This is a genomic window from Mesorhizobium sp., from assembly GCF_004962925.1.
Classification (GTDB): domain Bacteria; phylum Pseudomonadota; class Alphaproteobacteria; order Rhizobiales; family Rhizobiaceae; genus Mesorhizobium.
Window position 1 is genome coordinate 1 of the sequence record NZ_SUEO01000080.1, and the last position, 19638, is coordinate 19638.

19 protein-coding genes and 2 pseudogenes are annotated in these 19638 nt (G+C 62.5%); 11 read left to right on the forward strand and 10 right to left on the reverse strand.

Going from position 1 to position 19638, the window contains the following annotated elements:
• Window positions 1-55 precede the first annotated feature (55 nt).
• The 5 genes from E5W87_RS17170 to E5W87_RS17190 all read right to left on the reverse strand — a co-directional run bounded on the left by E5W87_RS17170 (window position 56) and on the right by E5W87_RS17190 (window position 3885).
• A complete protein-coding gene (locus E5W87_RS17170; protein ID WP_292399731.1) occupies window positions 56-454 on the reverse strand; it encodes a GFA family protein in 399 nt (132 codons plus the stop codon).
• A gap of 188 nt (window positions 455-642) precedes the next feature.
• A complete protein-coding gene (locus tag E5W87_RS17175) occupies window positions 643-1599 on the reverse strand; it encodes an alpha/beta hydrolase (protein WP_292399734.1) in 957 nt (318 codons plus the stop codon).
• 26 nt (window positions 1600-1625) lie between these two features.
• A complete protein-coding gene (locus tag E5W87_RS17180) occupies window positions 1626-2111 on the reverse strand; it encodes an SRPBCC family protein (protein ID WP_292399736.1) in 486 nt (161 codons plus the stop codon).
• Between the two features lie 501 nt (window positions 2112-2612).
• Window positions 2613-2861 (reverse strand): ParB N-terminal domain-containing protein, encoded by a 249-nt coding sequence (locus E5W87_RS17185; protein WP_095489540.1) that lies wholly within the window; start codon window positions 2859-2861, stop codon window positions 2613-2615.
• 64 nt (window positions 2862-2925) lie between these two features.
• Complete coding sequence (locus tag E5W87_RS17190; protein ID WP_292399739.1) at window positions 2926-3885, reverse strand: LysR family transcriptional regulator; 960 nt, start codon at window positions 3883-3885, stop codon at window positions 2926-2928.
• A 136-nt stretch (window positions 3886-4021) separates the two neighbouring features.
• On the opposite strand from E5W87_RS17190, the gene E5W87_RS17195 reads away from it, so the two are divergent.
• From E5W87_RS17195 to E5W87_RS17235, 9 genes and pseudogenes are all read left to right on the forward strand, one after another.
• The gene (locus tag E5W87_RS17195; RefSeq protein ID WP_292399741.1) at window positions 4022-4804 is read left to right on the forward strand and encodes an ABC transporter substrate-binding protein; all 783 of its coding nucleotides are present in this window, start codon (window positions 4022-4024) and stop codon (window positions 4802-4804) included.
• Between the two features lie 75 nt (window positions 4805-4879).
• Window positions 4880-5527, forward strand: a complete 648-nt coding sequence (locus E5W87_RS17200; protein WP_292399745.1) for an amino acid ABC transporter permease — start codon at window positions 4880-4882, stop codon at window positions 5525-5527.
• Window positions 5528-5539: 12 nt separating this feature from the next.
• Window positions 5540-6199 (forward strand): amino acid ABC transporter permease, encoded by a 660-nt coding sequence (locus E5W87_RS17205; protein WP_292399747.1) that lies wholly within the window; start codon window positions 5540-5542, stop codon window positions 6197-6199.
• Entirely contained in the window at window positions 6196-6960 is a 765-nt protein-coding gene (locus E5W87_RS17210) for an amino acid ABC transporter ATP-binding protein (protein WP_292399750.1), read from the forward strand. The genes E5W87_RS17205 and E5W87_RS17210 overlap by 4 nt, the downstream gene beginning before the upstream one ends.
• Window positions 6961-6968: 8 nt before the next feature.
• Window positions 6969-8598, forward strand: a pseudogene (locus E5W87_RS17215) (N,N-dimethylformamidase beta subunit family domain-containing protein).
• A gap of 1 nt (window position 8599) precedes the next feature.
• Window positions 8600-9979 carry an aspartate aminotransferase family protein gene (locus E5W87_RS17220; protein ID WP_292399754.1) on the forward strand — a complete coding sequence of 460 codons (1380 nt, stop codon included), beginning with the start codon at window positions 8600-8602 and terminating at the stop codon, window positions 9977-9979.
• Window positions 9980-9982: 3 nt separating this feature from the next.
• The gene (locus E5W87_RS17225) at window positions 9983-10912 is read left to right on the forward strand and encodes a 3-keto-5-aminohexanoate cleavage protein (RefSeq protein WP_292399757.1); all 930 of its coding nucleotides are present in this window, start codon (window positions 9983-9985) and stop codon (window positions 10910-10912) included.
• A 51-nt stretch (window positions 10913-10963) separates the two neighbouring features.
• Window positions 10964-11482: a GNAT family N-acetyltransferase gene (locus tag E5W87_RS17230; RefSeq protein ID WP_292399795.1), complete on the forward strand. Its 519-nt coding sequence runs from the start codon at window positions 10964-10966 to the stop codon at window positions 11480-11482.
• Window positions 11479-12510, forward strand: a complete 1032-nt coding sequence (locus E5W87_RS17235; protein ID WP_292399760.1) for a histone deacetylase family protein — start codon at window positions 11479-11481, stop codon at window positions 12508-12510. The genes E5W87_RS17230 and E5W87_RS17235 overlap by 4 nt, the downstream gene beginning before the upstream one ends.
• 18 nt (window positions 12511-12528) lie before the next feature.
• Here the strand turns inward: E5W87_RS17235 and E5W87_RS17240 are convergent, their stop codons facing one another.
• Together E5W87_RS17240 and E5W87_RS17245 are read right to left on the reverse strand one after the other, a co-directional pair.
• The gene (locus E5W87_RS17240; protein ID WP_292399763.1) at window positions 12529-13794 is read right to left on the reverse strand and encodes a cysteine desulfurase-like protein; all 1266 of its coding nucleotides are present in this window, start codon (window positions 13792-13794) and stop codon (window positions 12529-12531) included.
• 60 nt (window positions 13795-13854) lie between these two features.
• Window positions 13855-14922, reverse strand: a complete 1068-nt coding sequence (locus tag E5W87_RS17245; protein ID WP_292399766.1) for an aldo/keto reductase — start codon at window positions 14920-14922, stop codon at window positions 13855-13857.
• Between the two features lie 379 nt (window positions 14923-15301).
• Between E5W87_RS17245 and E5W87_RS17250 the strand changes: the two genes are divergently transcribed.
• A complete protein-coding gene (locus E5W87_RS17250) occupies window positions 15302-15466 on the forward strand; it encodes a hypothetical protein (RefSeq protein WP_095489547.1) in 165 nt (54 codons plus the stop codon).
• Window positions 15467-15508: 42 nt separating this feature from the next.
• On the opposite strand, the gene E5W87_RS17255 is transcribed toward E5W87_RS17250, so the two are convergent.
• On the reverse strand, window positions 15509-16015 hold the full coding sequence (locus E5W87_RS17255; protein ID WP_292399769.1) for a DUF1993 family protein: 507 nt from the start codon (window positions 16013-16015) through the stop codon (window positions 15509-15511).
• A 122-nt stretch (window positions 16016-16137) separates the two neighbouring features.
• On the opposite strand from E5W87_RS17255, the gene E5W87_RS17260 reads away from it, so the two are divergent.
• A complete protein-coding gene (locus tag E5W87_RS17260) occupies window positions 16138-17187 on the forward strand; it encodes a DUF1176 domain-containing protein (protein ID WP_292399772.1) in 1050 nt (349 codons plus the stop codon).
• Here E5W87_RS17260 and E5W87_RS17265 read toward each other — a convergent pair.
• Window positions 17184-18035, reverse strand: a complete 852-nt coding sequence (locus tag E5W87_RS17265) for an alpha/beta hydrolase (RefSeq protein WP_292399774.1) — start codon at window positions 18033-18035, stop codon at window positions 17184-17186. The genes E5W87_RS17260 and E5W87_RS17265 overlap by 4 nt on opposite strands.
• A gap of 227 nt (window positions 18036-18262) precedes the next feature.
• A pseudogene (locus E5W87_RS17270) lies at window positions 18263-19638 on the reverse strand (NTP transferase domain-containing protein); the annotation flags it as partial.

Consider the following 19638-nt stretch of genomic DNA (forward strand, 5'->3'; position numbering starts at 1 on the left):
CCTCAACCGTCTTGGCGCTGCGCGCCAATCCACCTTCTCCCACAAGGGGAGAAGGTTAAGCGGGCGGCGGGGCGCCTTCATATTGCGGCAGTCCGTCGTCGAGCTGTATCCAGGGCTGCTTCGAGGCGGTCCACATATGCATCTGCGGCTTGAACATGGAAGGATCGTCGAGCGAGCCTGAGGTGACGCCGATGATGCCGGCGGAATCGCGGCGGGAAAACATCGTAGTGCCGCAGCCCGGGCAAAAGCCGCGCTTGAGGTCGGGCGAGGAATTCACCAGCGCCACCGGTCCTTCTGTCGTCACGTCATCGATGCGGAACAGCACGCGGGCGTTGAAGGCCGCGCCCAGCGCCTTCTGGCAAAGCCGGCAATGGCAGACGCGCTCGTTGATCGGCGCAGCATCAGCGCGGTAGCGCACCGCGCCGCACAGGCAGCCACCCTGATATTTCGCCATTACCTGCGCCCCTCTTCCTAGGATTGGCGGCAAGGTAGCGACCGGCACAGCAGGGTCAAATGAAAAGCTCTGATGGCACCATCTGTCGGCGTGATGCGGCCGGCGGAACTTGCGGTGTGGTCAGGCGCGACGTGCAACAAGCGTCGCCGGCCATCTCACCCGAGACGGCCGGCAGGCATGTCAGGCGGTCAGTTCGTTTCGCTGACGACTTCGTCCCACGTCTTCACCTTGGTCTCGCCATTGAGGAAGGGCAGCGCGGCCGCTGTCAGTTCTGGTGCGAAGAACACGTCGTAGTGGGTGCGGTTGGGCAGGATGGCCAGCCGGTTCTGCGCCAGGTTCTCGCGCATCCAGCCGGCGTCCTTCAGCCCGCCGCCGAGCATCTGATAGAACTTGATCTCGTGCTCTGGCCGGTACATGTCGCTGTCGCCGAAAGCCAGCATGACCGGCATCTTCAGCTTCGGCACATCGGCGGAGTAGTCGTAGTCCTTGCGCATATAGGCGCCAAGCTGATCGAGCAGCTTCGGAAAATCCTGCGGGTGCGGCGCCACCGCCACATAGGATTTGTACATCGGCGTGTCCTTCATCATGTCGGCCATCGCCGCGCCGACCTGCGCCTGCTGGCCGCGCATCTCGGCATAGAAGCCGTCCGAGGCATAGCCCGTCGAAACCAGGACCAGCCGGCGCACCGCTTCGGGGTGCTGGACGGCCATACGGAAGGCGACGCCGCCGCCCAGCGAATAGCCCATGACATCGACCTGCTCGTAGCCAAGCGCCTTGACGATTGCCGCCATATCGTCGCCCATCGCTTCCAGGCTCAATGGCCGGTCGCCGAGCGCAGTGCGGCCGTGACCGTGCAGGTCGACACCGATGACGGTGCGGTTCTCGGCAAGCTTCGGCAGGATCGGCGCGAACATATCGGTCGTGCCGAGCCCGCCATGCAGCAGAAGCAGCGGCTCGCCCTTGCCATAGACGGCATAATAGTAATTCAGGCCGTTGATCGGCAGCAGGCCGGATTTCGCCGGCTTCGGCAGGGCTTTCGTTTCGGTCGTCATGGCGGGCTTTGCCTCCTCGGCTTTGGTGGAGCCCGGCGCGGCGAACAGTGCTACGGCCGAGGCGAAAATGGCGAAAAACATCGATCTGGACATGTCGGTCTCCTCCCGTCCCGCTGATATCAAAGCCGCTTGGCGACTTCTTCGAGCTGGTCGGCGCACTGGCCCCAGCCCTCATGAAAGCCCATCTTCTCGTGCTGTTCGCGGTCAGTGACGGACCAATGCGCAACCCGGGCGATGTAGCGGGTCTTGCCCTCGCCCTCATCCTCGAAGGTCAGCACGACCGTCATGAACGGCTTTTCGGACGGCTCCCACGCCTTTGTATAGGCGTCGGTGAGAACGATCTTCTTGCCCGGCACGACTTCGAGGAAGATCCCGGGGTTCGGGAATTCATTGCCGTCGGGTCCCGCCATGACGACCAGGCTGGAGCCGCCGGTGCGCACATCCATTTCAGCGCGCGGCGTCGTCCACGGCTTTGGCGCGAACCATTGCGTTACGAGTTTCGGCTCGGTCCAGCAGCGATAGACGTTCTCGCGCGGCGCATCGATAATGCGGGCAAGAACCAGTTCACGATCGGAGCTGGGGGCGATGTCGAGTTTGGTGGTCATGATGGTTTCCTCACTTGCTGATTGGCTTTCGTGCCTAGGACGAACCACGAGAGCGCGGGCCGACACCGCCAACGAAAAATGTGGATAACATCCGTATTCTACGTCGATCCGCCAGTAGCGCTTCAGAGGTGACCTGACGGGTCGGAGGTCTGTCAGCAGCCAGGATTCCTTCGTTCACTTCGGTGGGCCGTCATAAACATTCGGGATTGGCCGAAGCCTCCCAACTTCGTCATCCCTGGGCGAAGCAGGAGCGAAGCTCCGTCGCGGAGACCCTGGGATCCATTCCGTGACCTTGGCCAAAGAATGCAGCGGTGCACAATTCCGCACCGTAGCGGCGCTCTGAAGTCGCGGCATGGATCCTGGGGTCTGCGTGCGTCGCTTCGCTCCTTGCTCCGCCCCAGGATGACGAAATGACGGACGCTTCCGCTAATCGCCAAGCCATGCGTCACGTCAGAGCGACCCAAGCCCTTCCGCGCCGAGGAACCAGGTAGCCCCGGGAGCTTAGTGGCGCTTGGCTTGCACCAGATAGGCGTCGATGTCGGTCTCGCCGAGCCACTTCGCCGCTTCCAGCCGGTGCAGGCCTTCGACCAGGATATGGCGCTTGCCGTCATGGCGCACCTGGATCGGCGTCTTCATGCCGTTCTCCAGAATGTCCTCGGCCAGATGCCGGACGGTTTCGGGATGCAGCGTCTTCTTGCGCGCGGTCGGCACGTAGATGTCGTCAACCCTGACCTTTTGCACTCTCAGCATGTCGGCTCCCGTGGCGGAAAAGGCCGCCTTTGATAGTCCGTTTGGCGAAAAGCGCCAAGAGTCCTCAACCATTGTAAATGCGATCTTCCAGCGGCGTCGCGGCGATCAGGGTCTGCAGCCCCGAGAGCAGCGCTTTCTCGGCGCGATTCATCGTGTTGTCGGGGTTGACCAGCAGGTAGATATCAATGGCGGGCGGCGCCTGATAGGGCGGCAGCCGCCACAGCAACCCATCGGCCACATCGCGCCGCGCAACATGCAGCGGCAGCGGCCCGATGCCGAGCCCGGCAACGATCATGCGCCGCACCTCCTCCAGGCTTGAGGATACACCGACAACGTCGGCGTCGAGCTTGGCCTCACTGCGCAGCAGCGCAACCGGCCGCAACGCATCCGAAATATGGTCTGTCTGGAACGACACGGAAGGCTCACCCCTGAGATCGGCCAGTGTCAGGCCGGCTTGTCCGTAGAGCCTGTGATGCGGCCCGCAAAAGAAGCCGAAGAACTCGCGATAGACCATTGTGTATTCGAGCGCTGGATCGCGCTGGCTGACCAAGCAGACACCGAAAGAGGCGCGGCGCTCCCGTACCTGCTTCGTCACTTCGGTGCTCGCTGCCACCGAGATGGTAAGGCTGGCACGCGGATAGCTGCTGTGGAACTGCGATAGCGCGTGGTCGAAAAGCGGCGAGACGACATGGCTGGCCATGGCGATATTGACGTGGCCGGTGACATCATCGCTGACGCCCCGCATCAGCAGCGGCAATTGCGATATTGTGCCAAACACCTCGATGCTCTGCTCGTAGAGCAGGCGTCCTACTTCGGTGAGCTCAAAACGGGTGGCATCGCGCTCGATCAGCCGGCGTCCAACTCGATCCTCCAGCCGGCGCAAGGCATTGCTGACGCTCGGTTGTTTCAGTTTGAGCCGTTCGGCCGCGCGGGTAATGCTCTTCACTTCCGCGATCACCACGAAAGTTCGCAGAAGGTTCCAGTCCAGATCCCAGACCAGCCTTTCGGAGCGGGGTGAATCCATTCCTGATATCTATGCTCTCTATTCCGATTATCTATTTGCGCAATGCTGCCGCAAAGGCAATCATGAAATCCGGATGGCACCTCCGATGCGTCCCAAGAACAAGACTTTGCGCTCCATCCAGAGGATAAGAAACCAGATGAACAGACTATTTTCCGGCATAGCGGTCACGGCCTTGCTGCTTGCCTCGGCCTTCACAGCCGTTTCGGCCAGGGCCGACGACCTTGAGAAGATCAAGGCGGCGGGAGAGCTGAAGATTTCCATGAGCGGGCAGTATCCGCCCTTCAACTTCGTCAACGACCAGAACGAAGTGGTCGGCTTCGACGCCTCGATCGGCAAGGCCATCGCCGAGCGCCTGGCCGTCAAGGGCACCATCGTTACCACAGCCTGGGACGGCATCATCGCCGGCCTGCTCGCCAACAAATACGACACCGTTGTCGGCTCCATGACCATCACGCCCGAGCGTGAGAAGGTGGTTGATTTCGTCGGCCCGTATTACCACGCCGGCCGCGCGGTTTTCGTGAACGAGGCTTCCAAGGTGCAGAGCCTCGACGACCTGAAGGGAAAGACCCTTGGCGTGACGCTCGGCGAGACGCATGAGAAGTGGGCGCGCGAACAGGGCGGCTGGGACCTCCGCACCTACAAGGGATTGCCGGAACTTATGCTGGAGCTGAAAGCGGGCCGCGTCGACGCCATTGTCGTCGACAATATTCCGGTCATGGTCGCCATCAAGGAAACGGGCGAGAAGATCCGCAGGCTCGCCACGCCTGACATCGAAGGCGGCAGCGTCGGCATCGGGATCGCCATTCGCAAGGACAATCCGGAGCTGAAAGCTGCCATGCAGAAGGCCCTGGACGACATGATGGCGGACGGCACCTACGAGAAGATGTCGATGGAATGGGTCGGCAGCGACATCCGCTGATCCTGACCAGCCAACGCTCCTGCCACCTCAAGAGCAGCTGAGGCCGAGCGTCACTCCTGTCTGGAATCTCCCGGAATGGATTTCTCCCTGATGCAGCGTGTCTTCCCGTTCTTCGTGGAAGCCGCCTTTGTGACGATCGAGATTACGGCGCTGGCCCTGTTTTTGGGTCTGGCGATCGCGGCACTGGCTGCGGCCGCCAAAATGTCGAGATCAACTCCACTGCGGGCCATCGGCACGCTCTATGTCAGCCTCTTTCGCGGCACGCCCTGCCTGATCCAGCTTTTCGTGCTTTATTTCGGTGGTCCGCAGCTAGGCATCAATCTCGAGCCATTTGCGGCCGGCGTAATCGGCCTCGGTCTCAACATCGGCGCCTATATGGCGGAATCGATCCGTGGTGCGCTGGTTGCTGTCGACCGCGGCCAGACCGAGGCTGCGCGCACAATAGGCTTCAGCCGTTTCCAGACGCTGCGCAAGGTCGTGCTGCCGCAAGCCGCGCGGCTGATGATAAGACCGCTGGGCGTCAATACGGTGGCGCTTTTGAAAGGTTCGGCTTTGGTATCCACCATCTCGGTCGTGGAATTGACCTACACGGCGCAGCGCTTCATCGGCTCCACCTACAAGCCGTTCGAGATCTTCGGCGTCGCGGCCCTGCTCTATATGGCCATGGTCTACGCCGTTGTCCGGGTCGTCGATCTGCTCGACAAGCGCTTCGCAATCGCCTGACCGGAGAGTACGATGCAAGGTTTGGATCTCAGCGTCGTCCTGCCTTATGCCGACGTCCTGGCAATGGGCGTGTGGTGGACGGTCCTGCTGACGGTATCGGCGGGAGCGCTCAGCTTCATCTGCGGCATCGTGTTTGCGGTCGCCGTGCTCTATGCCCCTGCGGTTGTCGCCTATCCCGTGCGGTTCCTGATGTGGATGTTCATGGGCACGCCACTCCTGCTCCAACTCTTCCTGATCTATTTCGGCCTGGTGCAGATCGGCATCGATATCCCCGCCCTTGGCGCCGGCATTGTCGGACTTGGCCTGCATTTTGCGGCTTACAACGCCGATATCATCCGCGCCGGCATCGTGGCGGTCGATATCGGCCAGACAGAAGGCGCGCGCAGCATCGGTTTCGGCAGGTGGCAAACGCTGCGCTACGTCGTGATACCACAAGCCGTCCGCAACACCGCCCCACCGATCGGCAGCAACATGATCGCGCTGCTGAAAGAATCCTCCATCGTCTCGGTCATCGGCATCGCAGAACTGGTTCATTCGGCTCAACTGGCGATAAGCGAAACGTTTCGGCCGTTTGAATTCTACATCACGGCGGCCGCGCTCTACTACATTCTGAACCTCGCGCTCGAAGCGGGTTTGCGCCGGTTCGAGCGGCATGTGGAGGTTTCTCGATGAGCACGCGGCAGCCAATGGTGGAGGTCCGCGGCGCACGGAAATCATTTGGCCCGACGGAGGTTCTCAACGGCATAGACCTGTCCGTCGATCGCGGGCAGATCGTGGCGGTCATCGGACCGAGCGGCTCGGGCAAGAGCACGCTGCTGCGCTCCATCAACCATCTGGAGGCGCTGGACAGCGGCGAAGTCTGGCTCGATGGCGTGCAGGTCAACCAGCCACTGCATGGCCAGGCATTCGAGCGGCACATCAACAAGGTGCGCCAGCAGATGGGCATGGTGTTTCAGCACTTCAACCTGTTCCCGCATTTGACCGTACTCGACAATATCGCCATGGGACCGGTGATCCTGAAAGGCATGACGAAGAGCGAAGCGCACACGCTTGCGCATGGCCTCCTGTCCAAGGTCGGGCTGGCCGACAAGATCGACGCTTATCCGTCGCGACTTTCAGGTGGCCAGAAGCAGCGCGTGGCCATTGCGCGTGCGCTCGCCATGCAGCCCAAAGTAATGCTGTTCGACGAGGCTACCTCGGCGCTCGACCCGGAACTCGTCGACGAGGTCAACGCGGTGATGAAACAGCTCGCCGCCGAGCACATGACCATGCTGATCGTCACGCACGAGATGCGCTTCGCCGGCGAAGTGGCCGACCGGGTGCTGTTCATGGACGGCGGCGTGGTTGTGGAGGAAGGTCCGCCGTCCGAAATGTTTCGTGCCCCGCAAAAGGAGCGGACCCGCGTGTTCCTGAAGAAATATCTCTCTGCGTGAGTCAAACCATGAACAGCACGATCGACACATTCCCCGATTTCGGTCTGACGCCCCACCAGCGCCGGCAAGCGGTGCGCGGCCATTACTACGAATGGCCGGGGATGGATGGCGAACGCGGCGAGATCTGGTGCTACAGCGACCGTTTCTCATACCGCCGGGGCGAGACGGTGGCGCTGCATGTCAGCTCGACGGCCCCCAGCTTCAGCATGGCGATCGTCCGCGACGGCGGCACTGAAACGAAAATCTTCGAGAAGACTGGGATCGCGGCGCGCTGGCAGGATACACCCGACCAATGTTCGGTCGTGGGCTGCGGCTGGGATGCGTCGTTTGAATTCCGCATCGGCGACGACTGGCCGTCCGGAGCCTATCGCGTCACGCTGACGGCGGACGGGCGCGATCCGCTACCACCATCTTTTCATCGTCAGCCCGCCGCCCGGCAAGAAACGCCGTCGTGTGCTGCAGGTTGCAGCCACGGGTACATGGCTTTCCTACAACACCTGGGGTGGCTCGAACCATTATCAGGGCATCACCGGCCCGAACCGCGACCAGTATTCGCCTGAGGTGTCGACGCAGCGGCCATGGTGCCGCGGCTTTGTTGTGCTGCCGAAGGACGCGCCGCGCGTGCCGCTCGAGGTTGCCGTGCCGCCCAAGACCGTGCCGCGCTATCCGCATATGGAATGGGCCTTCGCCACCGGCCATTCGAAGAAATACGCCTCGTCCGGCTGGGCAAGCTATGACAGCCACTTCTTTCGTTTTGCCGAGCGTGCCGGCTATGCCATCGATCTTGCCAGCCAGCACGAATTGCATTTCTCGCCCGAAATCCTCGACGGCTATGACTGTGTCGTCTTCGTCGGCCATGACGAATACTGGACCTGGGAGATGCGTGACGCGGTCGACGCCTATGTCGAGCGCGGCGGCCATGCGGCGCGCTTCGCCGGCAATTTCATGTGGCAGACCAGGCTGGAGGACGAGGGCCGCCGTCAGGTCTGTTACAAATACCGCGCCCGCGCCGAGGATCCGGCCTATCGAGGCGGCGACGTGACCCGCGCCACCAACTCATGGGAAGCACCTGAAATCGGCCGGCCCGGTGCCGCGACTTTCGGGCTCAATGCGACCAGGGGCCTCTATGCCGGCTGGGGCGGTTGCGCGCCGCGCGGCGTGCGCGGCTTTCCGGTCTACCGGCCGGAGCATTGGGCGTTCGCCGGCACAGGCATCTATTACGGCGACCTGCTCGGCGCCGATAGCCATGTCTATGGCTATGAGGTCGACGGGCTCGACTTTGAGACCCGCGGCGGCCTGCCCTATCCCACGCCCGACAGCGGCGCACCGGATGGGCTGCAAATTCTCGCCGTCGGCATGGCTGCCCAAGTCGAGGAGAGCGCCGACATTGCGTTCGAGGACCAGTTTCTCGGCGATGCCGACGGTCGCTTTTCCGCCGAGACGCTGTTCGGCGAGGCGAGCGACGCCAATCTCGACAAGGTGAAGCACAGCAACGGCATGATCGTCAATTTCCGGCGCGGCAAGGGCGAGGTGTTCCACGCCGGAAGCTGCGAATGGGTCGCCGGCCTGCTAAGGCAGGACCCGATGGTCGAGCTCGTCACCAAAAATGTTCTCGACCGCTATCTTGGAAAGCCCTGACATGCTGAAATCCCAGACCCCTGCCCCGGATATCGAGACGCGCCCGCCCTCGCATCTGTTCTATCTGTCCAGCCTGCGCCGGCCGCTGGTCGACCGCGCCGAAGGCATCTACATCTGGACTCAGGACGGCCGCCGCTTCATCGACGGATCGAGCGGACCGATGGTCGCCAATATCGGTCATTCCAACCGCAACGTGCTCGATGCGATGAAGCGGCAGATGGATCGCGCCACCTTCGCCTACCGGCTGCATTTCGAAAACGAGCCGGCCGAGGAGCTGGCGCGGCAATTGGCCGGAAAACTTCCCGAATGCATGGACCGCATCTTTTTCGTCTCGGGCGGCTCGGAAGCGACGGAATCCTGCATCAAGCTCGCCCGGCAGTGGGCAGTGGCGACAGGCCAGCCCAAGCGCTGGAAAGTGATCACGCGCTTTCCGTCCTATCATGGCGGCACGCTTGGTTCGCTATCCGTCACCGGCGACGATGCGCTGGCCGAAACTTTCGCCCCGATGATGCAGGTCATGCCGACCGTGCCGGCACCGGCCGCATGGCGCGACCGCGACAACCTCTCGCTGGAACAGCGCGGCATCCGCTACGCAGACATGCTGGAGGAGAAAATCCTCGCCGAGGGACCGGAAAGCGTGCTCGCCTTCATCATGGAGCCGGTCGGCGGCGCTGCCACCGCGGCATTGGTGGCGCCGGACGGCTATTATCCGCGCATCCGCGAAATCTGCGACCGCTACGGCATCCTGCTCATCCATGACGAAGTGATGAGCGGTGCGGGCCGCACCGGAAAATTTCTCGGCGGCGATCATTGGAACTGCAAGCCCGACATTGTCGCGCTGTCGAAGGGACTGGGCTCGGGCTATGCGCCGCTTGGTGCGCTGGCGGCACCGATGCGGCTGGTACAGCCCCTGCTCGCCTCCGGCGGCTTCCAGCACGGCCACACCTATGCCGGCAATCCGCTCGCCTGCGCCGCCGGGCTCGCCGTGCTTGGCGAGATGGATCGTCTCGGCCTGATCGCCAATGCGGCCGACATGGGCGACCTTTTGATGGATGAGCTGAAGGGATTGGCCAAGCGGTTTCCGTTCATCGCCGACGTGCGCGGCAAGGGCCTGCTACTAGGTGCCGAGATGGTCGCCGACCCCGATACGCTGAGGCCGATCGCGCCGGCGAAGAAAGCCACCCAGCGCCTGCTCGACCTCGCCTATGAACGTGGGCTGATCATCTATGGGCGAAAGGTCAAGGGTGGCGTCGACGGCGACAATTTCATGGTGGCGCCGCCGATGATCGTCACCAGGGAACAGGTCGGCGAGATCGTCGCCATCATCGGCGACTCGCTGCAGGTGCTGGCCGGCGAGCTCGACCTGCCGGTCGAAGGCTGAAAAATGGCGCCGCGAAAAGTCATCATCACCTGCGCCGTCACCGGGTCGGTGCACACGCCGTCGATGTCGCCGCATCTGCCGCTGACGCCGGACCAGATCGCGGCAGACGCGATCGCAGCTGCCGAAGCCGGTGCCTCGATCCTGCATCTTCACGCCCGCGACCCGAAGGACGGGCGGCCAACCGCCGATCCCGATGTGTTCATGCAGTTCCTGCCGCGCATCAAGCAGGCGACCGATGCGGTGATCAATATTACCACCGGCGGGTCATCGCTGATGACGCTCGACCAGCGGCTGGCGGCACCGCTGAGGGCCGAGCCTGAAATGTGCTCGCTCAACATGGGCTCGATGAATTTCGCGCTGTTCCCGATGCTCGACCGGCCAAGAGAGTGGCAACACGAGTGGGAGCCCAAGCTGCTGGAGGCGACCCGCAACACGATCTTCAAGAACACCTTTGCCGACATGGAGACCGTGCTCGAAAGACTTGGAAAGGGCTGCGGCACACGCTTCGAATTCGAATGCTACGATGTCGGCCACCTCTATTCGCTGGCGCATTTTCGCGACCGGGGGCTGGTGTCGGGACCTCTGTTCATCCAGTTCGTGTTCGGCATACTGGGCGGTATCGGCGCCGACCCCGACAATCTGGTGCATATGAAACGCATCGCCGACAAACTGTTCGGCGACAGCTACCAATTTTCAGTACTGGCCGCCGGGCGCCACCAGATGCCGATGATCTCGATTGCCGCGGCGATGGGCGGCAATGTTCGCGTCGGGCTGGAGGACAGCCTCTACGACGGCCGCCAGCTGGCGAAGTCCAATGCCGACCAGGTGCGGCGTATCCGCAGCGTGCTCGATGGGCTGTCGCTGGACATCGCCACGCCCGCTGAGGCGCGCGAGATGCTGGCGCTCAAGGGTGGCGATAGGGTAGCGTTCTGAGATGGTTGCTTTTCGTCCTACCCCCCTCTTGGCGCCCTGCCTGCCGTGATAATCACCAATCCAGCCTCCAAAGACATTCTCATCCGGCCCGGCACCGTCGAGGACGTCGAAACCATCCTTGCCGCAATCCTTCGGCTTGGCGCCCATATCGGCGCGCCAGAAGATATTACCTCGACGATCGAGGACCTCCGCACCTACGGCTTTGGCGAAAAACCTTCTTTCTCGACGCTGATTGCGGAAGTCGGCGGCGAGTTCGCCGGCCTCTGCCTGCATTTCCCGATCTTCTCAACCTGGATGGGGCGGCCCGGGGTCTATGTGCAGGACCTCTTTGTCGAGGACCGGTTTCGCGGCCGCAAGATCGGCGAACGTCTGCTGCGGCGTGCCGCGGCGCAATGCCGGAAGGACGGCGGCGCCTACCTCAGACTGTCGGTCGACACCGACAATGAAAGCGCCAAGGCCTTCTACGAAAGGCTAGGCATTGCTTGGTCAAGCTACGAGCAAGTGCAGAAAATTGTCGGCGACGCGTTCTTCGCCTTCGCCGATGCGCCCGAGGATGAGGAGCCAAGATGAAAGCCTTCTATGCTGAAGAACAGAAGCGCCACGATCCCAAGGCGTTCCTCTCCAGCGGTGCCCAAAAGCCCAATCCGGAAAGGCCGGAACGTGTCGAGCGGCTGCTCGCCGGTGCAAAGGCCGCCGGCTGCACGACCGAACGGCCGAGAAATCACGGGCTTGGTCCGGTTGCCGCGGTGCATACGCCCGAATATCTCGATTTTCTCGAGCACATCTTTGCACGCTGGCAGCACATTGAGGGCGCTTCGGCGGAAGTGATCCCCAACATCCACCCGATCGCGCGAAACGGCTCCTATCCGGCCTCGGCGGTCGGCCAGGCCGGCTACCACATGGCCGACACCGCTTGCCCGATCTCCGGCGAGACCTGGCACAGCGCGCTGTGGAGCTCCTGGAGCGCGGTCGAGGCCGCCGAGGCCGTGATGGCGGGCGCTCCGGCTGCCTATGCGCTGTGCCGTCCGCCGGGCCATCACGCCTTTGCCGATGTCGCCGGCGGCTTCTGCTTCATCAACAATTCGGCGGTCGCGGCACAGACGTTTCGCAAGAATGCAGCGCGGGTGGCGATCCTCGATGTCGATCTGCATCACGGCAACGGCACGCAAGGTATTTTCTATGCGCGGCCGGACGTGCTCACCGTATCGCTGCATGCCGATCCGGTGCGCTTCTATCCATTCTTCTGGGGCCATGCCGACGAGCGCGGCGAAGGGCCCGGCCTCGGCTACAATCTCAACCTGCCGCTGGCGCGCAAATCCGGCGATGCGGCATTTCTCGAAGCATTGGACGCGGCCTTCCAGCGCATCCGCGCCTTTGCGCCGGAAGCGCTTGTGGTGGCGCTCGGCCTCGACGCCTTCGAAGGCGATCCGTTCGGCGGACTGTCGGTAACGACACCAGGCTTCTCGCGCATCGGCGAGGCCATCGCCGGGCTCGGCCTACCGACGGTAATCGTGCAGGAAGGCGGCTATCTCTGCGACGAACTCGGCGACAACCTTACTGCACTCCTCACCGGCTTCGGCGGCGGCAAGAAGCGGTGATATCAGCCGGATGTCGCGTCAGGATCGCTCCTGCCGCAGCATGGCGATGACACGGTGCACGCTCTCCAGCGTCTCGTCGATTTCGGCGACTGTGTTGTAGTGGGCGATGCCGATGCGCACGACGCCGTGCTCGGCCGGGATGCCGAGTTGGTGGACGATCTCCCAGGCGTAGTTGTGGCCGGACCATAGGAAGATGTTTTCCGCATTCATCTGCCGCACGATCGTTTCCGGTACGATGCCGTCGACGGTGAACGAAACTGTTGGCACGCGCTCCCCGACACGGGTCGGATCGGTGATGCCGTGGATGGTCAGGCCTGAAATAGCCGACAGCCCGTTGATCAACCTTTGTGCCAACGGGTTTTCGTAAGCGGTTGATACTTCGAACGCCTTGGCGATCCTTGTGCGACGCGAACCCTCCTCGCCTGCGGCAGTTCCGAGCTCCGCAAAGTAATCGATCGCGGCCGTCAGTCCGGCCATCAGCTCGATCTGCGGCGTGCCGAGTTCGAACCGCTCCGGCAGAGCGTCCGACGAACAGCGGCATTTGTACGGTTTCAGAGCGTCGATGACATCCAGCCTGCCCCACAATATTCCCATATGCGGGCCAAAGAATTTATAGGCCGAGCAGATCAGGAAATCGCAGCCGATATCCCTGACGTCGATCAGGCCGTGCGGCGCGAACTGGACGGCGTCGACATAGACCAGGGCGCCGCCCTGCTTGGCGATGCGGGTCAGCGCCTTCACCCGGTTGATCGAGCCGGTCAGATTGCTGGCGTAGTTCAAAGCGACGAGCCGGGTCCTGTCGGTGAGCAGCGCAGCAAGCGCCGCCTCCTCGATCTGCCAACTCTGCTCGTCGAAATGCAGCCAGCGCACGACAAGGCCGAGGTCTTCGGCCAGCTGCAGCCACGGCGATACGTTGCCCTCGTGATCCATGCGGGTGAGGATGATCTCGTCGCCCGGTTTCATCGTGCGGCCGAGCGTGCGCGACATGTGGTATGTCAGCGTCGTCATGTTGGCGCCGATGATGATTTCCTGCGGGCTAGCAGCACCGAGGAAATCGGCCATCGCCGCATGGGCATCATCGACGCTCTGTTGCGCCGCGATCGTGGTTTCGAAGAAGCCGCCGAGATTGGCGTTTGTTGTCAACAAGCAGCGCGACACTGCGTCTGCGACCGCTTGCGGCACCTGCGTGCCAGCAGGGTTGTCGAGATAGATGCGGCGACGGCCCTTGTCGGTCAGCGACAGAGCCGGAAATTTCTCACGCACGACCTCGATCGGAAAATTCACTTTTTCTCCCTCCCTCTTGTAATTATTTGGCAATCCCACCTTAGAGCGACGGAAAGCAGCTCACGGACACGGATTTCCGACGCGCTGGTGGATTGCATCGACTGCCTTCTGCATGTCCTCGGTCCAGGCGACATCGGCGGAAGACAGCGCCATTTCGAGCTGCGAAAGGGTCGTTGCGCCGATGATGCTCGAGGTGACGAAAGGCCGGCTTGTGACATAGGCGTTGGCAAACAAAGCCGGCTCCATGCCGAAAGAGCGCGCCAGCTCGTTGTACTCAAGCTGCGCCTCCGCGGCATTGGGCGTCTCGTAGCGCTGGCCGCGGTTGAAAAGCTGAGAACGCGAGCCTTGCGGCCGCGCGCCATGATCGTATTTGCCGGTCAGATAGCCTTGTCCCAGCGGCGAATAGGCGAGCAGGGAAACCTGCTCGCGTTCGCAGACCTCGGCGAGGTTCACCTCAAAGGTGCGATTGACGAAATTATAGGCGTTCTGCAGCGACACCAGGCGCGGACCGAGGCCCTTGTCGGCTTCGGCGATGAACCGCATGACGCCCCAGGAACTCTCGTTCGACAGGCCGAAATGGCGGATTTTTCCGGCCTTAACCAGTTCGTCGAAGACCGCGAGCGTCTCCGTGATCGGCGTCTCGCCGGCCGGCGCGCCGACGGAATCGGCCCGCAGCGCTACGGCACCGACGCGGTTCGGATTGGCGCCCCACGGCACGGCGCGCTCCGGCCAATGGATCTGATGGAGATCGAGATAGTCAGTGTTGAGCCTGGTCAGCGATTTTTCGACGGCGTCGAAAATGTCGGCGCGCACCAGCTTCGACGGGCGCCCGCCGCGGAACCATGCATTGGCGGTGCGGCCCACCACTTTCGAAGCGAGAATCACTTGATCGCGGTTGCCCTTCGCTTTCATCCAGCTGCCGATTATCCTCTCGGTCCAGCCTTGCGTCTCCGCCTTGGGCGGGATGGGGTAAAGCTCGGCAGTGTCGATGAAGTTGACGCCGCGCGAAAAGGCCAGTTCCATCTGCGCGTGGCCATCAGCCTCGGTGTTCTGCTGGCCCCAGGTCATCGATCCCAAGCAGATCTGGGAAACAAGAAGATCGGTCCGACCGAGGCGGCGTTTGTGCATGGAACTTTCTCCGGCGGGAAGTTTTTGCGCGGCTGCGCGGGAGGAAGCCGCAGCATACAGGAAGGCGCGGGCTGTCTCCAAGCCCGCCGCCAATCGGCCGGCGACTTTTCCGTAGAATCCAGTCAACGCCTACGCGGCAGTTAACAAAAAAGCCGGACCGCATTTTCATGCAGTCCGGAGTTTCGCCAGGAATGGCGAGGAAAAACCGGCCCTGTGCCGGCGTTCAGCTGTACGGTCAGCCCGCGCCGGAAGTTTCACCGATCAAGTCGATTTTGATAAAAAGCCTGCGCAGCATGGCTGCCATGCAAATGCTGCACTGCACAATTGTCATGATTTGCCTATATTGCGACTCGGGGAGGACCAACCAGGGGCTTGAATCATGGGTTTCCTCACTGAAATGTTCGCCCGTCCGCGTCCGCAGGAACGTCTGCGCTACCGTGCGGCTCTGGCGCTGCTTCATTCGATGAGCAATGCCGACCGTGCCGACATCGGCATCAAACCAGCCGACTTCCCGCGCGTCGCCCGCGAAATGTCCTCCCGCTAGTCAGGTCGTAAGATATCCCGGCTCGACCGGGATATCTCCTCTTCAACGCGATCCCATGAAAATCGCCTTGCTCAGCGGCACGCCATTGTGGCGCAGAATGTCGTAGGCGGTGGTCACGTGGAAGTAGAAATTCGGCATGGCGAGATGCAGCAGATACTGCATGCCGGCCATCGAGAATTCGCGCTGGCCAAGCTTCAGCTCGATCATTCTGTCATCGGAACCATCGAATTCGGCAGCGGAGAACGTCGCCAGCAGGTCGATGGTCTTGGTGATGCGCGCCTGGAGATCGGCAAAGCTCGCCTCGTTGTCTTCGTATTTGGGCACCTCGCGGCCGGCGAGCCGCGATGGCGCGCCCTTGGCGTGGTCGGTGGCGATCTGCACCTGCCTGGTCAGCGCGTACATGTCCGGCGCCAGCCGCGACGTCAAAAACACCTGCGGATCGATCTTCCGGTCGACCGCATTCTGCTCGGCGATGCTCAGCACGTTGGATAGCGCCTTCAGCCTGGCCGAAAACACCGGCACAGACGCTTCGTACATCGATATGGTCACGTGAATCTCCTATCCGGCGGGAACGCCGACGCGGGACGTAGCGCCTTCCCAATCGATTCTTCAAGCGTCACCACGTCGCCGCAATCGGTATGATAGGATTTCCCACCTGGTGGAGATTCCCGATGAGAAGCGCCCTTTTCGCAGCGACCGCTTTTTTCTCCCTTGCCGTGACAGGCCAGCCAGTGCTCGCCGCCGAAACGCCCTATGTCGACGACCGGTCGGACGCCGAAGCGGTCATCCGCTCGCTCTACAGCGCCATCAACCGGCAAGAATTCGCGCGCGCCTGGGATTATTTCGGTGACACCAAGCCGGCCAAGGATTTCGGTGCGTTCGTCAAGGGCTATGACGGCACCGAAAGGGTCGATGTCAAAACCGGCGGCGTGTCGGAAGACGGAGCGGCCGGCAGCATCTATTACAATGTTCCAGTCGCCATCCGGGCGACAGCCAAGGATGGCAGCGAAAATGTCTTTGCCGGCTGCTACACGCTGCGCCAGGTCAATGCCTCGATCCAGGAACCGCCGTTCCGCCCGATCTTCATCGACAAGGGCGCGCTGAAACCATCCAAAACCGATTTCGAGAACGCAGTGCCGGAAAGCTGCGGCGACGGACCACCGCCGCCGAAGAAGGATGCGGCGCTGGAGCAGGCCAAGAAGGCGTTTGCGGCCACGTACGGCGAACAATGCGACAAGGAGATGCCTGGCGGCGAGCCTTTGGGAGAGCCGGATGCCTACTCCCTTCGCTACAAGGATGCCGGCGCCGAGGCTGACGAGCCCGAACGTGAGACGCGGCTGTTCCGCTTCTTCTGCTCGATGGCTGCCTACAATGAGAGTGCCGTCTACTATGTCTACGACGACGTATCCGGTGTCCGGCAGTTGCAGTTCGCCTCGCCGGAACTCGATATCCACTATGAGAACAACAATAGCGAAGGCAAGGTCGAGGCGATCAACGTCATCGGCTTCCAGACCGACGACCAGTTGGTCAATTCCGAATATGACGAGGCCACCAAGACGATATCGTCGCTCAACAAGTGGCGCGGCGTCGGTGACGCCTCGTCAGTCGGCACCTATCTGTTCCGCAACGGCAATTTCTCGCTGGTGCAGTACGATGTCGACGCCTCCTATGACGGCGAGATCAACCCGCAGACGGTGGTAGACTACAATACCGCGCCTTAAGGGGCCTTCGACAGCATCCAGTTGAGCGTGCCGCGCCAGTCGGTCATGCGGATCGGCGTGCCGTGTGTGCCGGTCTCGAAGCGGACAAAGCGGGCCGGATAGGTTTTCGATTTGGCCAGGATCGAACGAAAGAAGGCTTCCTGTTTCTTGACTGGAAACACCGGGTCCTTGCTGCCCTGGCCAAAGAAAACCGGAACACGGCGCTTGAAGGCCGGGCTGGAGAAGAAACTTTCATCCCACAGTGAACCGAGCAGCAGCAACCCGTCGACGCGGCCGCCCATGTCCTTGCGGGCGGCAAGCTTCCAGCACAATGCGCCGCCCATCGAGCCGCAGGCAACGAAGATCTTCGCGTCCGGCGACCGTTCGGCATAGTGGCCGATCAGCGCGGCGATCTGGGCAGCACCCGTGTCACCGAAATCGGAGAAATCCGGGGAGAGATAGAGGCCGCCATTGCCGGCCATCAGGTTCTTGATGCGGTTGAAATTGCCTCCGAAGGTGAAGTCGTCGGCACCCTGCTTGCGGCTGCCGCCCTGTCCGTGCAGGTAGAGCACGATGATGGCAGCACTTTGCGTGCGACCGACAGCGACGTGGCGGATAGTGCCGGCGTCGGTCTTCAGCAGCAGATCCTGCTGCACCTTGCGCACACCAGTGTCGACATACTGCGCCTGCGCGCGGCGCTCCGGCACCTCGTCGCGGGCGTTGATATCGCGCAGCTCGCGATAGTCGATGACGGTGTAGGCGCCGTTGTTCTCGGACGAGAGCGTGACCGGGTAGGCGAACAGATCGTCCTTGAAGGGCTTTAATTCGACGGCATCGGCGTAAGCGGCGAAGGAAAACAAGAAAAACATCGAAATCAGCAGGGCGCAGGCCCCCCTCTGGCCTGCCGGCCATCTCCCCCTCAAGGGGGGAGATTGAATATCGCGCCAGCTTTCGCCAATCGTCGGCCTTGTAAAGTGAGGGCCGGCATCGACGCTGCCAATCTCCCCCCTTGAGGGGGAGATGGCCGGCAGGCCAGAGGGGGGTAGGACGGTACGAATAGCCATGCCCCAGCCATGCGAAATTCGGCTTCGGTTTGTCAATCCTGCAGCACGCCGCCGGCACCTTCCAGCGCCTCGCGGGTGTCGACATCGATGGACGCCCCCTTGCCGATCTCGACATCGACGACATCAAGCCCTTCGGCCTCGACCAGATGGCGGGCGCCGGTATCGCCTTCGAGATGAGCAATCGCTGCAAATAGCGAGCGCGGCAGCAACACCGGGTTGCCGCGCTTTCCCTCATGCGAAGCGCGCACAACCGATCGGCCCTGGGACTTGCGGAATGCGTCGATCAGCCTGTCGAGGTCGGCCGACGAGACGCCAGGCATGTCGCCAAGCATGATCATGGCGCCGGCAGCGTCGCCGCTGACCCGCGCGATACCGGCCTTCAGCGATGAAGACAGGCCTTCGCTAAAATCCGGATTGTCGGCGAAGGTGATGTCGAGACCAGACAAAGCGGCGTGTACGCGCTCACGCTGATGGCCGGTGACGACGATTGTATCAGAGGCTTTCGAGTCGAGCGCGCGCTCGGCGGTGCGGCGCACCAGCGGCTTGCCGTCGAACAGCGCCAGTAGCTTGTTAGGACCGCCCATGCGGCTCGAGCGGCCGGCAGCCAGCAACACGACATCGACCTTCAGCTCGGCCCTGACCGGCAGCGGCTCGCGCGGCTGCGGCCGCGTCAGGATTTCCATCAACAGACCGCCGACACCCATACCGGCAATATCCTTGGCCGTCACGTCGAGACCGGCGATCAGCCGGTCGAGAACCCAGTCGAAGCCGTTCTCCTTGGGACTGCGGGCGCAGCCAGGCGCACCGATGACGCGCTTGCCGCCAAGTGTGCCAAGCACCAGCAGATTGCCGGGATCGACCGGCATGCCGGCGCGGATGACGGTGCCGCCGGCCTTCTCGATCGCCGCCGGGACGACGTCGCCAAAATCGCTCATCGCCGAGGCGCCGAAGATCACCACCATGTCGTTGTCGCGCGCCAGCGAGGCCGCAGCTTCCGCAACGGGGCCAACTTCGTGCGGCGTGCGGCGCTCCGCCGTCAGCCGGCCGCCCGAGCGCGCCAGGCGGGCTTCGGTGACGCGCAACGTCTTGTCGAGCACGCTCGGCTTGATGCCGGGCAGAACCGTCTGGATGACGCCGACACGCACCGGCTGATAGGCATTGACCGCAATGATCTCGCCGCCGGCGCAGATTTTTGTCACGGCATCGACCAAGACCGAGGCAACGGCAAAGGGAATGATCTTCACCGTCGCGACCATCTGGCCCTTCTCGACCGGCGCGTGCTGCGCCAAGGTGGCGATGGTGATGGTCGGATCGACGGCGTTGATGGCGTCGATCATCGCCGCATCGACGGTGAAGATGCCGGCCGCCTCGGCGTGCAGGTTGACCCGGCCGGTCGCGGCGGCCTTCG